Source organism: Pseudomonas sp. H1_A03 (assembly GCF_054685145.1).
In genome coordinates this window covers 5,972,144-5,988,073 of record NZ_CP162829.1, presented here as the reverse complement: position 1 = coordinate 5,988,073, position 15,930 = coordinate 5,972,144, and the positions used below count along the sequence as shown (strand labels likewise).

The following is a 15,930-nucleotide window of genomic DNA, read 5'->3' as shown; positions in this document are numbered from 1 at the left end:
GGCAGATCCCTCAAGGATCTGCCCGTTTTTTATTGCGGTTGTCAGGGTTTAAAAATCGTCGTCTTTGTCGAAACGCCGTGCTTCACGTTGGAGCTGGTAGACAAAACGCTCGACCTGACGCTGCACCAAACCACTCATGTTGTGGAAGCGCACGCCGGCGAAGGTGGTGTTGATCCTTTCTTCGAAATGCAGATGACGCAGTTCGACCGAGGTGGTCATGCTGCCAAAGGGCAGGGCCGCGATAAACCGGTCGTAGACCTGGCCCAGTTGCAGGCGCTCGGAAATGTCGCCTTCAAAACGCAGTTTGCAGCCGGTAGCGGAAATATCCAGCAACTTGCCGTTGACCGGCGCTTGGAGTTTCTCGCCGCCCAATTCAATGTTGACCAATTGCGCCAGCTTCAACGCGGCGCGAAAGGCATTGCGCCGTTGATGGTAGACCACCTCGTCCGGTAGGCCGCCGGTGTAAATACGGTGGCCGTCCTTTTCGGTTACGGTCAGCGTACCGTTGCTTTCCCAGGCGACGCGCACACCGTCATGGAAGCCTTCAATGCGGAAGGGTTCGCCATTCTCGAGGTGGCGTTCGCCGTCGCGGGGGATCATTTCATCCAGGGCGAGGGTACCGCCGTCCCGATTGACGTCCACCAAGTAGCTCTGGAAGCGTTGGCTGCGTTCATGGAAGGTAATGATCAGCGGGTCATGGCTTTCTTGCAGCATCCGCAAGGTGCCGGCGATTTCCAGAGGGGTGGTGAGGACCTTGGGTGGCTGCGGGGCATCTTCCGCATTAAGGGCGTTGAACACGGTTCTTCCATCTCCAGACAAAATACGACTACACGCAAGAGCAGGCATTCTGCCAGTATGTGGCGCGCCTTGGATAGGCCGCGCTGTAAACGGGCGTCAGGCTTGGCTGCGGGTGCTTGGCTTGACCAGGCGCGAGGTAGAACCTTGCGCGTTATATAGCGCCGGAGGCTCACCGCCGTGAAGTATACGCAACTGGTTCGCGGTCGTAGCTTGCTGAAGCTGGATCGACTGACCGTTGAGCAGGTTGGCTTCCTGGCACAGGGAGAGCAATTGATTGAGTTCTTTGCTCTGGGCCAGTAATTGGTCGCCGACCGAGGAGTGGCTGGCCAACTGCGCCAGGCCGTCCTGGTCGGCGGGCAGGCCCAGGCTGATGAGGATCTGGCTGCGTTTTTTGCCGTGCTGTTCCAGCAGGACAATCAACGACTGCTTGCGCGCCAGAATTTCTTCCAGCAGGGGCATATCGCGGCCGTAGAGGGCCAGGGATTCCTCCCTGAGCAGCTCGAGCAGCTGTTGCGTCGGCGCTAGATCATCAATGATCAGCTGTAGCAGATTTTCGTCGTGATGCATGGCTGGCCTTGGGTTTTAAGCGTCCAAAAGCCCGGCGCAGGCCTTTGCCTAGCGCTCGGCTTCGAAGTTAAGCAGCTTGCTGGCTACACGGTTGCTGTCGACTTTATAGCTGCCATCGGCGATTGCCTGTTTCAATTCAGCCACACGGGCTTTATTGACCACCGGTTGATCGCGCAGCGAGTCAGTGACCTTCTGCAACTGTTGAGCCTCATTGCTCAGGTGTACGGATTCCCCGCTCTGGCTGGCGCTGGCCTGTTCTGCCTTGGCAGGCAGTGGCTGGGCCTTGGCTTCCACGCTTTCCTTGGAACGCGTAGTGCCTGCCGTTGATGGGGCGTTATTCAAACGACTGAAATCGATGACCATGATAAAAAAACCTCTGGGTATTTGGACGCTTGCCATGTTTTCGGCAATACCCGGATTAACTTTAGGCGCGAATGACAATAAATCTCCGCACGGAACATCTCGTGCACAGTGTAGAAAAACCCAGCGTCCACTACCAGCAATCTATAAAGCGACCTCGACTTGCCCCGGCGCCGTTACCCTGGCCTTGATGACCCGGTTGGAATTGAGGTTCTTGACGCGTATCTGTTCGCTCATACCGCCGTTGGACAAGGCTTCCCCCGGCATTTTTACCTGCAGTGCACCACTGCTGGCGGAAATGACCACCTGATCGCCCTTGCGAATCACCTCTGCCTGCTCAAGATGCACCAGTGTGATCACCTGGTCAGTGACCACTGGTCGGGTCAATTTCTGCCCGACGGCCTGATCGAGGGATGTCAGGTAGCCCTGACTGATCATGCTGATGTCGCGCTCGCGCAACACAACGTCTTCGAAACCGATGATGCCGGTGCGTTTGAGTGGGCGGGCCACCACCACCACATCGCGAAACAACTTGACCTGGGCCGGCACGAACACGGTCCAGGGCGAGGCGCCGTCGCAGCGAACCTTGACCGTCACGCGGCCAATGGGCTGTGCCGGGCTTTCCAGGGTGGCTGTCAATTCCTTGTCGCACATTGGCATGCGCAAACGCGGGTCCAACTGGTTGACCTGGATTTCATAACGCCCTGGCGTCTGTGTGGTCGCCAGATAATCTTCTACAGTGAACTCAAGAAAGCCTTGAGTGACGCCGATAAGTAGATCAGGCAGGGTGACGTTATCTGCGCGGGCTGTGGCGCTCAGACCCAAGGCGAGTATCGCCAGCGGTGTGCAGAACAATCTGCAAAGCCGTGTAGGGGGGCGCGTCGGGAAACCGTCGTTTTAATATCCATAATCAATAAATAGCAAAGCTCGTGCCGTTTAGCGTTGGGTGCGCGTCGCACCCTCAAAGGTTTTAGCGTAGGAGTCTGGGCATGGCAGGAGTAATGGATTCAGTAAACCAGCGCACACAGCTGGTAGGGCAGAATCGCCTGGAGTTGTTGCTTTTTCGCCTGGATGGCAAACAGCTGTATGGCATCAACGTGTTCAAGGTGCGGGAAGTGCTGCAATGCCCCAAGCTGACGATCATGCCCAAGTCCAGCCCGGTGGTATGTGGCGTTGCCAATATCCGGGGTGCGACGATCCCGATTCTTGATCTGGCCCTGGCCACCGGTTCTGCAGGTTTGCAGGACCGCCAGAATCCATTTGTGATCATCACCGAGTACAACACCAAGACCCAGGGTTTCCTGGTGCGCTCGGTGGAACGTATCGTCAACATGAACTGGGAAGAGATCCATCCGCCGCCCAAGGGCACGGGTCGCGATCACTACCTCACGGCAGTGACGCGGGTGGATAACCAGTTGGTCGAAATCATCGACGTGGAAAAAATCCTCGCCGAAGTGGCACCCACCTCGGAGTCGATTTCCGTGGGTGTGGTGGACGCTGAAACTGCGCACAAGGCAGTCTCCCTGCGCGTGTTGACGGTGGACGACTCTTCTGTGGCCCGTAAACAGGTGACCCGTTGCCTGCAAACCGTCGGCGTGGAAGTGGTGGCCCTCAACGATGGTCGCCAGGCGTTGGATTACCTGCGCAAGCTGGTGGACGAGGGCAAGAAGCCGGAAGAAGAATTCTTGATGATGATCTCCGACATCGAGATGCCGGAAATGGACGGCTACACCCTCACGGCGGAGATACGCAACGATCCACGCATGCAAAAATTACATATCATCCTGCATACTTCGTTGTCGGGTGTATTCAACCAGGCGATGGTCAAGAAGGTCGGTGCCGATGACTTCCTGGCCAAATTCCGCCCCGATGACCTGGCATCCCGGGTCGTCGAGCGGATCAAAGCAGCAGATCACGGCTAGGGGCTTTTTCCCTGGCGGTCACACGATTTAAGAGGCGGTATCAGTGTCTACGGGTAATTTGGATTTTGAACAGTTCCGGGTCTTCCTGGAAAAGGCCTGTGGCATATTGCTCGGTGAAAACAAGCAGTATCTGGTATCCAGCCGTCTCAACAAACTGATGGAGCAGCAGGGCATCAAGTCGTTGGGTGAGCTGGTCCAGCGCATCCAGGGCCAGCCGCGCAGCGGGCTCAAGGAAATGGTGGTCGATGCCATGACCACCAACGAAACCCTGTGGTTTCGCGACACCTACCCCTTTGAAGTGCTCAAGAGCAAAGTGCTGCCGGAGGCCATCAAGGCCAGCCCGGGCCAGCGCCTGCGCATCTGGTCGGCGGCGTGCTCCTCGGGGCAGGAGCCGTACTCGATCTCGATGTCCATCGATGAGTTCGAGCGGACCAATATGGGCCAATTGAAGGCCGGTGCTCAAATCGTGGCCACCGACCTGTCCGGCACCATGCTCACCAACTGCAAGACCGGCGAGTACGACAGCCTGGCGCTGGGCCGTGGCCTGTCCCCGGAGCGCCTGCAACGTTTCTTCGACCCGAAAGGGGCGGGACGTTGGGCGATCAAAGCGCCGATCAAGAACCGTGTGGAGTTTCGCTCGTTCAACCTGCTCGACAGCTACGCCAGCCTGGGCAAGTTCGACATGGTGTTCTGCCGCAACGTGTTGATCTACTTCTCCGCTGAAGTGAAGAAGGACATCCTGCTACGCATCCACGGCACGCTCAAGCGGGGCGGCTATTTGTTCCTCGGTGCATCCGAAGCGCTGAACGGTTTGCCGGATCATTACCAGATGGTGCAGTGCAGCCCTGGGATCATTTACCAGGCTAAATAGTACGCAAATCTAAATGTGGGAGCGGGTTTGCTCGCGAATGCGGTGGATCAGTCATAGATAAGTTGACTGACCCACCGCATTCGCGAGCAAACCCGCTCCCATTTTTTTTGCGGCAATTTCCCCAACAGCGGCAACTCTCCATTGCCGCTTTACTGGCGCCACGCGGAAACCTCTTGCCGCTTTTCTGGCATTGCCGCCGGCAACCGCCCCGCAAACCCTTGATATACGGGCCTCCGCAAGATTGGCATGCACCTTGCTATAACCCTGTTAACGAAAAGCAGGTCAGCCTAAAGGTTTCCGCCATGAGCATCAGCTTCGATAAAGCGCTCGGTATCCACGAACAAGCCCTGGGCTTCCGCGCCCAGCGTGCTGAAGTCCTGGCCAACAACATTGCCAACGCCGACACCCCGAACTACAAGGCTCGGGATCTGGACTTCTCCGCCGTGCTCGCCGCACAGCAGGACAAGACCAAAAACGGCACCTTCGCCTTGAACATGACCAACAGCCGTCATATTGAAGCGCAAGGCCTGAGCAATGGTGACGAGTCGTTGCTGTATCGCACACCGATGCAGCCGTCGATCGACCAGAACACCGTCGACGCCCAGCTTGAGCAATCGGCCTATGCCGAGAACTCGGTGAACTTTCAAGCCAGCTTCACCCTGCTTAACAGCAAATTCAAAGGGCTGATGTCAGCCCTGCGCGGAGAGTAAGCCATGTCCCTGTCCAGTGTTTTCAATATTGCCGGCAGTGGCATGAGCGCGCAGACCACGCGTTTGAACACCGTCGCCAGTAACATCGCCAACGCCGAGACCGTGTCTTCGAGCATTGACCAGACCTACCGTGCCCGTCACCCGGTGTTCGCCACCATGTTCCAGGGTGGCCAGGCTGGCGGCAGCGATTCGCTGTTCCAGGACCAGGGTAATGCCGGTTCTGGCGTGCAGGTGCTTGGTGTGGTCGAAGACCAGAGCAACCTTGAAGCCCGCTACGAACCCAACCATCCCGCCGCGAACGAAAAGGGTTATGTCTACTACCCCAACGTCAACGTGGTTGAGGAAATGGCCGACATGATTTCCGCCAGCCGTTCGTTCCAGACCAATGCGGAAATGATGAACACCGCCAAAACCATGATGCAGAAGGTCCTGACCCTGGGTCAGTGATAAGGGGCGCCAAATAATGGCCATCGTTGATACGAGTAACAACACGGCAGTCCAGGACCTTTTCAACTCCAAGGTCAAGACCGCGACCGACACCAGCAGCGTCAATAGTGCCTCCAAGGCAGCGACGGGCAGCCAGTCGCTGGGCAAGGACGCGTTCCTGCAACTGCTCGTGACCCAACTGAAAAACCAGAACCCGCTGTCGCCGCAAGACAACGGTGCGTTCGTGGCCCAGTTGGCGCAGTTCAGCAGCCTGGAAGGCATCAACACCCTGAACGACTCGGTGAACAACATCTCGAGCAACTTCAGCTCGTCGCAAGCGTTGCAGGCGTCGTCGCTGGTAGGGCGTTCGATCATCACCCAGACCGACAAGGCTCTGGTGGACACCAGCAAGAGCATGACCGGTTCGGTAGCCGTGACTGCGGCGACAGGCAACGTCGCCATCAAGATCACCGACAAAGACGGCAACGTGGTGCGCACCATTGATATGGGCGCCCAGAGTGCAGGCAACTCCGACTTTATCTGGGATGGCAAGAACGACAACGGTGAGGTCGCCCCAGCGGGCACTTACACCTTCGCGGCCACCACCAAGAATGACAAGGGCGACGCGGTTGCCTTGGCAACTTCGCTGCCGGCAACGGTAACCAGCGTGACGTTGAGCAAGACCGGCGGCGAAATGCTGCTGAACCTTGCAGGCGGCATGGGCAGCGTCAAGCTGTCGCAAATCCAGACTATCGGTACATAGAGCCGGCTAAATACGGCAGAGGGAGAGAAACATGTCTTTTAATATCGGCCTTAGCGGCCTCTATGCGGCCAACAAACAACTGGACGTGACCGGCAACAACATCGCCAACGTCGCGACCACTGGCTTCAAGTCGTCCCGTGCGGAGTTTGCGGACATCTACGCCGCCTCCAAACTGGGCACCGGCCAGAACAGCATCGGCAACGGTGTGAACCTGGCGGCTGTGTCCCAGCAGTTCACCCAGGGTGACGTCAACAACAGCGGCGGCGTGCTGGACATGGCGATCCAGGGCGGTGGCTTCTTCGTTCAGAAGGGCAGCGACGGTTCGCTGGAATACACCCGCAGCGGTGCTTTCCGTGCCGACAAAGACGGCTATGTCACCAACAATACGGGCACTTCGCGCTTGCAAGGCTACGCCGCGGACGCGGACGGCAACATCGTCAAGGGCGGCTTGACCGACCTGCAACTGAACCTGTCGTACCTGCCGCCCAAGGCTTCAACCAAGGTGGACTCCACCAGTAACCTGAACTCGTCGTCGCCGGTGATCAACCAGACCACTAAGCCGTTCGATCCTACTGACACGAGCACCTTCACCACCCAGAACAGCACCACGTTGTACGACGCCCAGGGTAACTCCCACGAAATGGTGCAGTACATGGTGAAATCGGACGCCAACGAGTGGAAGGCCTACACGTTGATCGACGGCCGTAACCTGGATGGCACTAAGCCTACAACCACCGGCGCCACCGCCCCCGTGCCAGCGACCTACACCTTTGACGGTGCCGGTAAGCTTACGGGTGTCACCGGTACCGGTGTGGTCGGCACGACCCTGACGCTCACGGGTTGGGTGCCGGGTACGGTGACCAACGGTAATTGGGCGCCAAACGACGCTACAGCGCCGGATATTGCCGTCAACCTGGGTAACGTCACCCAGTACAACTCGGCCAGCTACCGCAACCCGCCGACCACCGATGGTTACGCGACCGGCCAGATCACCGGCCTGAAAATCGACGGTAGCGGCGTATTGTTCGCCACGTTCAGCAACCAGCAGAGCAAGGCCATCGGCCAGATCTCCCTGGCCAGCTTCAACAACGAACAAGGCCTGCAGCCATCGGGCGGCACCACGTGGAGAGAGACTTTCGCCTCGGGCCAGCCGGGTTACGACACCCCGCAAGCCGGTACCTTGGGTTCGATCGTGGCCAACTCCCTGGAGAACTCCAACGTCAACCTGACCAACGAGCTGGTGGACCTGATCAAGGCCCAGAGCAACTACCAGGCGAACGCCAAGACCATCTCCACCCAGAGCACCATCATGCAGACCATCATTCAGATGACGTGATGCTGCTGGTCAGACCCTGACGAAAAAAAACCCTCTACGAGGGTTTTTTTTGCATTCATTTTGTTTGGCGTGATTTTTCATACAGTCCGTGTCCCTAGAGACCACTCGTTTTTACCGGAACGGCCGGCACAGTTTTCCCTACCAAGTAAACCGACAGTGGCTTACGGGTGGAGAAGTCTATGCAATGGGCTCAACAGGTAGCAGGCCAAGCGGCTCGGATTTCTTTTGGCGGCGGAAGCTACACATACGGCACTGAAAACACCAAGGACAACACTGAGGGTGCCGAGAGTCTGGATGCCGACAAGGCGGTCGTTTCTAAGATCCTGAAGGCGTTGGAGGAGGCTCAGAAAACGTCCAAGAGCCAAACCGTCCAGGATTTGCGTGACAAGCTCAATGAGGTACGCAAGAAGCTCGGCGAGGAGAGATTCAAGGAGGTTATTGAGGCGTTAAAGAAAGACGCGTCTGACAGTTGGCTCGCGTTCTTGAAGGCGCTTTTTCCGGAGCTGTTTACTGATGACGGATCTCCCTCTCCACCTGAGCCCATAAACATTGGTGGGGGCGGTGGGGGCGGTGGCGGTGGCGGCCGGGTGAACAGGGAGAATTTTGGTCCTTCCGACGCCATGAGCAACAAGCCCCTCACAGAGGGGGCGAATTACCATGATTACCAGCCCGATAAAAGTGTGCGTGGGAAAAAGCCGGATAACATTTGGAGTGGTTTCTCTCAGGGCTTCGAAGGCAATTGCACGACGGTGTCTTCAATAAAAGCAGCGATGCAGCACTTTGGTCAGGACCCTAAAGACATTTTCAAAAATGTTGAGTTAAAGGGAAATACCTATGAGGTGGAGATGCGTGATGGATTCAAACTCAAACTGACCAAAGATGAGCTGAGCATGGCTGCGCGAGAAGCGCGCTTCCAGGGTGATGACCCTACGTTAATGACCAACGCCAACTTTCTATACGCCGCGAGCGCCAAGCGTGCCCAGATGGAAGGGAACAGTGGCTCACCGGGAGAAAACGACAGAGATGCCACGAGAAGCTACACAGATGCGCTGATAAGCCTGAATGATGGTGAGCATTCCCGTGAAGGCTTGCACAGGCTTGGGCTGAAAAATCACTACAGGCCGGGCTTTCAAAGTGATTTCGAGCGGGGGATGGTGGGGACTTATGAAACGGATGCGCATTCCATGGCGGTGATTGGCAATCATAAGGAGCTATGGGGCAGGCGAGGTGGAGCTCCAGGACCGGGCATTTATACAGTGCTTTTCTAACGACCAAAAAAAACGCCGGCAAACCTAATCATGCTCAGGTTTGTCGGCGTTTTTCAGTTCCGGATCATCACGATCCGTAACCGCCTCAGCTTATTGGCAAGCTTCGCAATCCGGCTCGTCAATCGCACAAGCCTTTGGCACCGGGGCCGGGCCGGCTGGCGCGGCGAGTACCGAGTCATCACCGTGGTTGCCGCCGCTGGAAACTGCGTTCAGCTTGCCGGTGTTGATGGTCGACTTCTCGGTGCTGGTCGCGGCCAGGGCACGGAGGTAGTAAGTGGTTTTCAGGCCACGGTACCACGCCATACGGTAGGTCACGTCGAGCTTCTTGCCCGAAGCGCCGGCGATGTACAGGTTCAGGGACTGTGCCTGGTCGATCCATTTCTGGCGACGGCTGGCGGCGTCAACGATCCACTTGGTGTCCACTTCGAAGGCGGTCGCGTAGAGCTCTTTGAGTTCTTGCGGGATGCGCTCGATCTGCTGCACGGAACCGTCGTAGTACTTCAGGTCGTTGATCATGACCGAGTCCCACAGGCCGCGGGCTTTCAGGTCGCGAACCAGGTACGGGTTGATCACGGTGAATTCGCCCGACAGGTTCGATTTCACATACAGGTTCTGGTAGGTCGGTTCGATCGACTGCGATACGCCAGTGATGTTGGCGATGGTGGCGGTCGGTGCGATGGCCATGATGTTGGAGTTACGAATGCCTTTCTGCACACGGGCACGTACCGGCGCCCAGTCCAGGGATTCTTCCAGGTCAACGTCGATGTACTTCTGGCCACGTTGTTCGATCAGGATCTGTTGCGAATCCAGCGGCAGGATGCCTTTGGACCACAGCGAACCCTGGAACGTCTCGTAGGCGCCGCGCTCGTCAGCCAGGTCGCAGGAAGCCTGGATCGCGTAGTAGCTGACCGCTTCCATGGACTTGTCGGCGAACTCGACCGCCGCATCCGAACCGTAAGGAATGTGCTGCAGGTACAGCGCGTCCTGGAAGCCCATGATGCCAAGGCCGACCGGGCGGTGCTTGAAGTTGGAGTTCTGCGCCTGTGGCACCGAGTAGTAGTTGATGTCGATCACGTTATCGAGCATGCGTACGGCGGTGTTGACGGTGCGTTCCAGCTTGGCGGTGTCCAGCTTGCCGTTGACGATGTGGTTCGGCAGGTTGATCGAGCCCAGGTTGCAAACGGCGATCTCGTCCTTGTTGGTGTTCAAGGTGATCTCGGTGCACAGGTTCGAGCTGTGGACCACGCCCACGTGCTGCTGCGGGCTGCGCAGGTTGCACGGGTCTTTGAAGGTCAGCCATGGGTGGCCGGTTTCAAACAGCATGGAGAGCATTTTGCGCCACAGGTCTTTGGCCTGGATGGTCTTGAACAGCTTGATCTTGCCAGGGTACTGGGACAGGGCTTCGTAGTACTCGTAGCGCTCTTCGAAGGCCTTGCCGGTCAGGTCGTGCAGGTCCGGCACTTCGGAGGGCGAGAACAGGGTCCACTGGCCGTCATCGAAGACACGCTTCATGAACAGGTCAGGAATCCAGTTGGCGGTGTTCATGTCGTGGGTACGACGACGGTCATCACCGGTGTTCTTGCGCAGCTCGATGAACTCTTCAATGTCCATGTGCCAGGTTTCCAGGTAGGCACACACCGCGCCTTTGCGCTTGCCGCCCTGGTTGACCGCTACGGCGGTGTCGTTCACCACTTTCAGGAACGGCACAACGCCCTGGGACTTGCCGTTGGTGCCCTTGATGTACGAACCCAAGGCACGTACTGGCGTCCAGTCGTTGCCCAGGCCACCGGCGAATTTGGACAACATGGCGTTGTCGTGGATCGCGTGGTAGATGCCCGACAGGTCATCCGGCACGGTGGTCAGGTAGCAGCTCGACAGCTGTGGACGCAGGGTGCCGGCGTTGAACAGGGTTGGGGTCGACGACATGTAATCGAAGGACGACAGCAGGTTGTAGAACTCGATGGCACGGTCTTCTTTGTGCTTCTCTTCAATCGCCAGGCCCATGGCCACGCGCATGAAGAACACTTGCGGCAGTTCGAAACGGATACCGTCCTTGTGGATGAAGTAACGGTCGTACAGGGTTTGCAGGCCCAGGTACGTGAACTGCTGGTCGCGCTCGTGGTTGATCGCCTTGCCGAGTTTTTCCAGGTCGAAAGTGGCCAGGATCGGGTTCAGCAATTCGAATTCGATACCCTTGGCGATGTACGCCGGCAGGGCCTTGGCGTACAGGTCGGCCATTTCGTGGTGGGTAGCGCTGTCGGCGACACCGAGGAAGCCCAGGCCTTCGGCACGCAGGGTGTCCATCAGCAGGCGCGCGGTCACGAACGAGTAGTTCGGCTCACGTTCAACCAGGGTACGGGCGGTCATTACCAGGGCGGTATTGACGTCGGTCAGGGCCACGCCGTCGTACAGGTTCTTCAGGGTTTCGCGCTGGATCAGGTCACCGTCGACTTCTTCCAGGCCTTCGCAGGCCTCGGTGATGATGGTGTTCAGGCGGCCCAGGTCCAGCGGTGCAAATGTACCGTCGGCCAGGGTGATGCGGATCGATGGGTGCGCTTGTACGGCGGCTTCGTCGGCCGGAGCGCGCACGGCACGTTCCTTGGCACGCGAATCACGGTAGATCACGTAGTCACGGGCAACTTTTTGCTCGCCGGCACGCATCAGGGCCAGTTCGACCTGGTCCTGGATTTCTTCGATGTGGATGGTGCCGCCCGAGGGCATGCGACGCTTGAAGGTCGCGGTGACTTGTTCGGTCAGGCGGGCAACGGTGTCGTGGATGCGCGACGAAGCGGCAGCGGTGCCGCCTTCAACTGCAAGAAACGCTTTGGTGATCGCGACGGTGATTTTGTCATCGGTGTAAGGAACGACAGTGCCGTTACGCTTGATCACGCGCAATTGGCCAGGTGCAGTGGCGGACAGATCCAGGTTCGAATCAGCGGCCTGCGGCACGGAGCCCTGCGGGTTCTCGCGAGTTGTGTCGGTTTGCATGGGGGGTTGTCTCCACATTCTATATTTATTTGGGCACCATCTCGGTGCCCACCGTTCCGTCCTGAAGCACTTACAGCAGGCCTGGGCCTGGCATAACAACTTCGGGACAGGAGGAAGGGAGCTGTTCGCGCCGCTTCCATGCCGAAGTCTTCGGTTCGGGGCTGAAAAGCCCTTGGCCGTATTCCTGGTGGGTGACAGTTGCCAGGTTCAGACACTGCAACACCCGTACCGTTTTGCGCTGTAGGCGCTTGAAAACGGCTGCCATCCGCGTACGCGGTTTGGGCGTTCAAAAAATGCGTGGGTTCAACCAAACGAGTGCAAGAAAGGGCTTGAGTTTCTTGTCTGATCTGTGTTTGGTTTTTTTCGCTCAAAACCCTACATGTAGGGTTTTTTTGCGCCGGGCTACAAGATAATGCGTTTTGGGGGGCTTAGCAACGCACTACCTGTGGATAACGTTGTGGGTAAAATGTGTATGAAACGTGGAACACCCGTGTAGGCCGCATTGCTGCTGGATTCGGCCGTTTGTCACCGGATATTCCAAGATAAAAACAACGGGTTGGATTTTTGAGGGCGCGAACCCTATCACAAAAAAACGCGATCACCGAATGGATTTCCCGGCTTGTGTTTGGGGGTTGGGGCATGGCTACAATCGGCCATTGTTATGCCCTCAAAACATGACAAACAGGGTATGGCCAACGCAGTTTCTAATAACAACGAGGACCACCCGTGGAGCAAGAAGCCTGGCAAATACTGATCGTCGAGGACGACCAGCGACTGGCCGAACTGACCCGTGAGTATCTGGAGAGCAATGGCCTGCGGGTGTCAGTGGAAGGCGATGGCGCCCAGGCGGCCGCGCGTATCATCGCCGAGCAACCGGACCTGGTGATCCTGGACCTGATGCTGCCCGGCGAGGACGGCCTGAGCATTTGCCGCAAGGTGCGCGAGCGCTATGACGGCGTGATCCTGATGCTCACCGCGCGCACCGACGACATGGACCAGGTGATGGGCCTGGACATGGGCGCCGATGACTACGTGTGCAAACCCGTGCGCCCGCGTCTGTTGCTGGCGCGCATCCAGGCCCTGCTGCGGCGCAGCGAACCGGCGGAACCGCCTGCGGTAGAGAATCAGCGCCGCCTGCAATTTGGCCCTTTGGTGGTGGACAATGCCCTGCGCGAGGCTTGGTTGAATAATGACGGTATTGAGCTGACCAGTGCTGAATTCGACCTGCTCTGGCTGCTGGTGGCGAATGCCGGTCGCATCCTGTCCCGCGAAGAAATCTTCATCGCCTTGCGCGGCATCGGCTACGACGGCCAGGACCGTTCGATTGATGTGCGCATCTCGCGCATCCGCCCGAAAATCGGCGACGACCCGATCCACCCACGCCTGATCAAGACCGTCCGCAGCAAAGGCTATTTGTTCGTCCCCGAAGCCGCCGCCGACATGCCGCTGTGAATTCGATCTTCCTGCGTATCTACGGCGGCATGTGCGCAGCGCTGATTCTGGTGGCGCTGCTCGGCGTACTGGCCCTGCACCTGCTCAACGAGGTGCGCAGCGGCCAGTACCGCGAGCGCCTGGCCCATGGCACCTTTGCCTTGATGGGCGACAACCTGCAGCCCATGAGTCCCATCGAGCGCCAACGCGCCCTGGCGGTGTGGGAGCGTTTGCTGGGTATCCCGCTGGAGTTGCGCCCCCTGGCCGATGTGCACTTGGACTTGAGCCAGCGCAACAGCCTGCAACGTGGCCAAGTGCTGGTGCAACAGACGGGTCCTCACGCCGCGCGGGTGCTGCGATTGGTCAGTGCCCAGGAACCACTCGTGCTGGAGGGGGAGGTGCAGCAGATCAGCGAGCAACTGGCGCGCGCGACGATCTACCTGCTCGCCGACGAACTGGTGCGCTTCCCGGTGGCCGAACAGCCGCAGCGCCTGGCAGACATAAAAGAAGCCAAGGGTTTTGGCTTCGACATGCACCTGATGACCCTCGACCAGGCTGATATGGACGAGGACCAGCGCCGTCGCGTATCGGAAGGCGATACGGTGATGGCCCTGGGCAAGGGCGGCGATTCGATCCGCGTGTTTGCCGGCATGGTCGGCACGCCGTGGGTGCTGGAACTCGGTCCCCTGTATCAGATGAACCCTTATCCGGCGCAGTGGCTCATCCTGATCGCCTTGATCGGCCTGACCCTGATCGGTCTGATCGTCTATCTATTGGTGCGTCAGCTTGAACGCCGCTTGCGCGGCCTGGAAGCCGCCGCCACACGCATTGCCAAGGGCAACCTGGAAGTCCGCGTGCCGGCCCGTGGCGCTGACTCGGTGGGGCGCCTCGCTGCAGCGTTCAACGGCATGGCCGAGCACTTGCAGCAGTTGCTGGCGATCCAGCGTGAACTGGTGCGCGCGGTGTCCCACGAACTGCGCACGCCGGTGGCGCGTCTGCGTTTCGGCCTGGAGATGGTCGGCGATGCCACCACCCCCGAGGCACGGCGCAAATACCTCGAAGGCATGGACAGCGACATTCAGGACCTTGATGGCCTGGTCGATGAAATGCTCACTTATGCGCGCCTGGAACAGGGCTCGCCGGAGCTGAATTTCCAGCGAGTCGACCTGAATGCGCTGCTTGATCAGGTGATCGGCGAATTATCGCCACTGCGCCCGCAGATCAACGTGGCACGGGGTATCTGCCTGTCTTCGACGCATTGGGATGACGCCTGGGTCGACGCCGAGCCGCGTTATTTGCACCGTGCCCTGCAGAACCTGGTGAGCAATGCCATGCGCCACGCCCAAGGCCACGTGTTGATCAGTTATCAGGTGGGCCAGGTGCGCTGCCGTATCGACGTGGAAGACGACGGCCCCGGCGTGCCGGAAAGCGCTTGGGAGCGCATCTTCACGCCGTTCCTGCGCCTGGACGACAGCCGCACCCGCGCCTCGGGTGGGCATGGCCTGGGCTTATCGATTGTGCGTCGGATTATCTACTGGCACGGCGGCCGGGCGTTGATCAGCAAGAGCAACAATTTGGGTGGGGCGTGCTTCAGCTTGAGTTGGCCCAGGGATCAGGACAAACCCTGATACCGCTATCGCAGCGGTGCGGCGACCCGACAAGCCAACTCCCACATTCGATCGAGTTCCAGCTTTGGAATGCACTCCAAATGTGGGAGCTGGCTTGCCTGCGATAGCGATCTATCAAGCGCGGATGGCTACCAGACTCAACAGTTGTCCATCACTCACCGCAAACTGCCCCACCAGCTCCTTGCCATGGCACCACTCACTGGAAAGATCCGTCAGCAACCGTAGCCGCAGCTGGCCCGACTCGGACCACTCCAGCAACTCCGCATGCTCAAAATAAAAACGTTTCTGCACAATCGGATAGAGCGCCTTGAACAGGCTTTCCTTGGCCGAAAACGTCAGCGTCACCAGCAAAGCGATCTGCTCTCGCGGGAGGGCGGCCATACGCCGCATTTCATCGGCCGTCAGGATTTCCCCGGCCAGCCGTTCAGCCCGCTCCAGCGTCAGCACATTCTCCAGGTCCATCCCAAGCCCACGCCATTGCGCCGTGTGCGCGACAATCGCAGCGGCGTGCCCGGTGCTGTGGGTGATGGAGCCACTGATGTGCGCGGGCCACACCGGTGCACGGTCTTCACCGATGGCTGGCACGCAATCGAGGTGATCGAGCTGTTGCAGTGCAGCGCGGGCGCACAGCCGGCCGGCCAGGAACTCGGCCTGACGCTTGGCCACTGAACGCTGGATGCTCGCGGGGGGCGGCACGGCACTGCGCTGGAAGTCGCCTGGCGCTAATAAGGCAGGGTCAAACCGGGTGCTGAGAAACACCGTGCCCGGCAAGGGATCGGGCAGCGGCCAATGGGCGTCGAGTGGAGTGCAGCAAGCGGGTAGGGAATTCATGGGCGGTATTTTGCCGAGTTGATGGGCAACA

The 15,930-nt window shown here is 58.7% G+C and carries 15 protein-coding genes; 9 read left to right on the top strand and 6 right to left on the bottom strand.

Annotated elements, in window-relative coordinates:
* Positions 1-48: 48 nt before the first annotated feature.
* The 4 genes from AB4O35_RS27670 to flgA all read right to left on the bottom strand — a co-directional run bounded on the left by AB4O35_RS27670 (position 49) and on the right by flgA (position 2,580).
* Complete coding sequence (locus tag AB4O35_RS27670; RefSeq protein ID WP_065873993.1) at positions 49-798, bottom strand: flagellar brake protein; 750 nt, start codon at positions 796-798, stop codon at positions 49-51.
* A 96-nt stretch (positions 799-894) separates the two neighbouring features.
* Positions 895-1,365 carry a flagella synthesis protein FlgN gene (locus AB4O35_RS27665; RefSeq protein ID WP_065873992.1) on the bottom strand — a complete coding sequence of 157 codons (471 nt, stop codon included), beginning with the start codon at positions 1,363-1,365 and terminating at the stop codon, positions 895-897.
* Between the two features lie 48 nt (positions 1,366-1,413).
* Positions 1,414-1,728: a flagellar biosynthesis anti-sigma factor FlgM gene (flgM, locus tag AB4O35_RS27660; RefSeq protein WP_065873991.1), complete on the bottom strand. Its 315-nt coding sequence runs from the start codon at positions 1,726-1,728 to the stop codon at positions 1,414-1,416.
* Positions 1,729-1,869: 141 nt separating this feature from the next.
* Entirely contained in the window at positions 1,870-2,580 is a 711-nt protein-coding gene (gene flgA / locus AB4O35_RS27655; RefSeq protein ID WP_139113220.1) for a flagellar basal body P-ring formation chaperone FlgA, read from the bottom strand.
* A 134-nt stretch (positions 2,581-2,714) separates the two neighbouring features.
* Between flgA and AB4O35_RS27650 the strand changes: the two genes are divergently transcribed.
* The 7 genes from AB4O35_RS27650 (at position 2,715) to AB4O35_RS27620 (ending at position 9,021) form a co-directional block, all read left to right on the top strand.
* Complete coding sequence (locus tag AB4O35_RS27650) at positions 2,715-3,647, top strand: chemotaxis protein CheV (protein ID WP_065873989.1); 933 nt, start codon at positions 2,715-2,717, stop codon at positions 3,645-3,647.
* Positions 3,648-3,690: 43 nt separating this feature from the next.
* A complete protein-coding gene (gene cheR / locus AB4O35_RS27645) occupies positions 3,691-4,518 on the top strand; it encodes a protein-glutamate O-methyltransferase CheR (RefSeq protein WP_065873988.1) in 828 nt (275 codons plus the stop codon).
* Positions 4,519-4,820: 302 nt separating this feature from the next.
* Positions 4,821-5,228, top strand: a complete 408-nt coding sequence (gene flgB, locus AB4O35_RS27640; RefSeq protein WP_010208346.1) for a flagellar basal body rod protein FlgB — start codon at positions 4,821-4,823, stop codon at positions 5,226-5,228.
* Positions 5,229-5,231: 3 nt separating this feature from the next.
* On the top strand, positions 5,232-5,675 hold the full coding sequence (gene flgC / locus AB4O35_RS27635) for a flagellar basal body rod protein FlgC (RefSeq protein WP_065873987.1): 444 nt from the start codon (positions 5,232-5,234) through the stop codon (positions 5,673-5,675).
* A gap of 16 nt (positions 5,676-5,691) precedes the next feature.
* On the top strand, positions 5,692-6,417 hold the full coding sequence (flgD, locus tag AB4O35_RS27630) for a flagellar hook assembly protein FlgD (RefSeq protein ID WP_065873986.1): 726 nt from the start codon (positions 5,692-5,694) through the stop codon (positions 6,415-6,417).
* A gap of 31 nt (positions 6,418-6,448) precedes the next feature.
* Positions 6,449-7,753, top strand: a complete 1,305-nt coding sequence (flgE, locus tag AB4O35_RS27625; RefSeq protein ID WP_065873985.1) for a flagellar hook protein FlgE — start codon at positions 6,449-6,451, stop codon at positions 7,751-7,753.
* Between the two features lie 179 nt (positions 7,754-7,932).
* Positions 7,933-9,021 carry a hypothetical protein gene (locus tag AB4O35_RS27620; RefSeq protein ID WP_065909257.1) on the top strand — a complete coding sequence of 363 codons (1,089 nt, stop codon included), beginning with the start codon at positions 7,933-7,935 and terminating at the stop codon, positions 9,019-9,021.
* Positions 9,022-9,111: 90 nt separating this feature from the next.
* Here the strand turns inward: AB4O35_RS27620 and AB4O35_RS27615 are convergent, their stop codons facing one another.
* Entirely contained in the window at positions 9,112-12,009 is a 2,898-nt protein-coding gene (locus AB4O35_RS27615) for a ribonucleoside-diphosphate reductase subunit alpha (RefSeq protein ID WP_065873983.1), read from the bottom strand.
* Between the two features lie 726 nt (positions 12,010-12,735).
* On the opposite strand from AB4O35_RS27615, the gene AB4O35_RS27610 reads away from it, so the two are divergent.
* Both AB4O35_RS27610 and AB4O35_RS27605 read left to right on the top strand, forming a co-directional pair.
* Positions 12,736-13,461 carry a response regulator gene (locus tag AB4O35_RS27610; RefSeq protein ID WP_065873982.1) on the top strand — a complete coding sequence of 242 codons (726 nt, stop codon included), beginning with the start codon at positions 12,736-12,738 and terminating at the stop codon, positions 13,459-13,461.
* On the top strand, positions 13,458-15,068 hold the full coding sequence (locus tag AB4O35_RS27605; RefSeq protein WP_065881337.1) for an ATP-binding protein: 1,611 nt from the start codon (positions 13,458-13,460) through the stop codon (positions 15,066-15,068). The genes AB4O35_RS27610 and AB4O35_RS27605 overlap by 4 nt, the downstream gene beginning before the upstream one ends.
* Positions 15,069-15,182: 114 nt before the next feature.
* Here the strand turns inward: AB4O35_RS27605 and AB4O35_RS27600 are convergent, their stop codons facing one another.
* Positions 15,183-15,899: a 4'-phosphopantetheinyl transferase family protein gene (locus AB4O35_RS27600; RefSeq protein WP_065873980.1), complete on the bottom strand. Its 717-nt coding sequence runs from the start codon at positions 15,897-15,899 to the stop codon at positions 15,183-15,185.
* Between the last annotated feature and the right edge of the window lie 31 nt (positions 15,900-15,930).

Coding starts and splice junctions, on each gene's coding strand:
- AB4O35_RS27650 (WP_065873989.1), top strand. CDS start 2,715: ATGGCAGGAGTAATGGATTCAGTAAACCAGCGCACACAGCTGGTAGGG.
- flgB (WP_010208346.1), top strand. CDS start 4,821: ATGAGCATCAGCTTCGATAAAGCGCTCGGTATCCACGAACAAGCCCTG.
- flgC (WP_065873987.1), top strand. CDS start 5,232: ATGTCCCTGTCCAGTGTTTTCAATATTGCCGGCAGTGGCATGAGCGCG.
- AB4O35_RS27620 (WP_065909257.1), top strand. CDS start 7,933: ATGCAATGGGCTCAACAGGTAGCAGGCCAAGCGGCTCGGATTTCTTTT.
- AB4O35_RS27600 (WP_065873980.1), bottom strand. CDS start 15,899: ATGAATTCCCTACCCGCTTGCTGCACTCCACTCGACGCCCATTGGCCG.
- AB4O35_RS27665 (WP_065873992.1), bottom strand. CDS start 1,365: ATGCATCACGACGAAAATCTGCTACAGCTGATCATTGATGATCTAGCG.
- flgD (WP_065873986.1), top strand. CDS start 5,692: ATGGCCATCGTTGATACGAGTAACAACACGGCAGTCCAGGACCTTTTC.
- flgM (WP_065873991.1), bottom strand. CDS start 1,728: ATGGTCATCGATTTCAGTCGTTTGAATAACGCCCCATCAACGGCAGGC.
- AB4O35_RS27615 (WP_065873983.1), bottom strand. CDS start 12,009: ATGCAAACCGACACAACTCGCGAGAACCCGCAGGGCTCCGTGCCGCAG.
- flgE (WP_065873985.1), top strand. CDS start 6,449: ATGTCTTTTAATATCGGCCTTAGCGGCCTCTATGCGGCCAACAAACAA.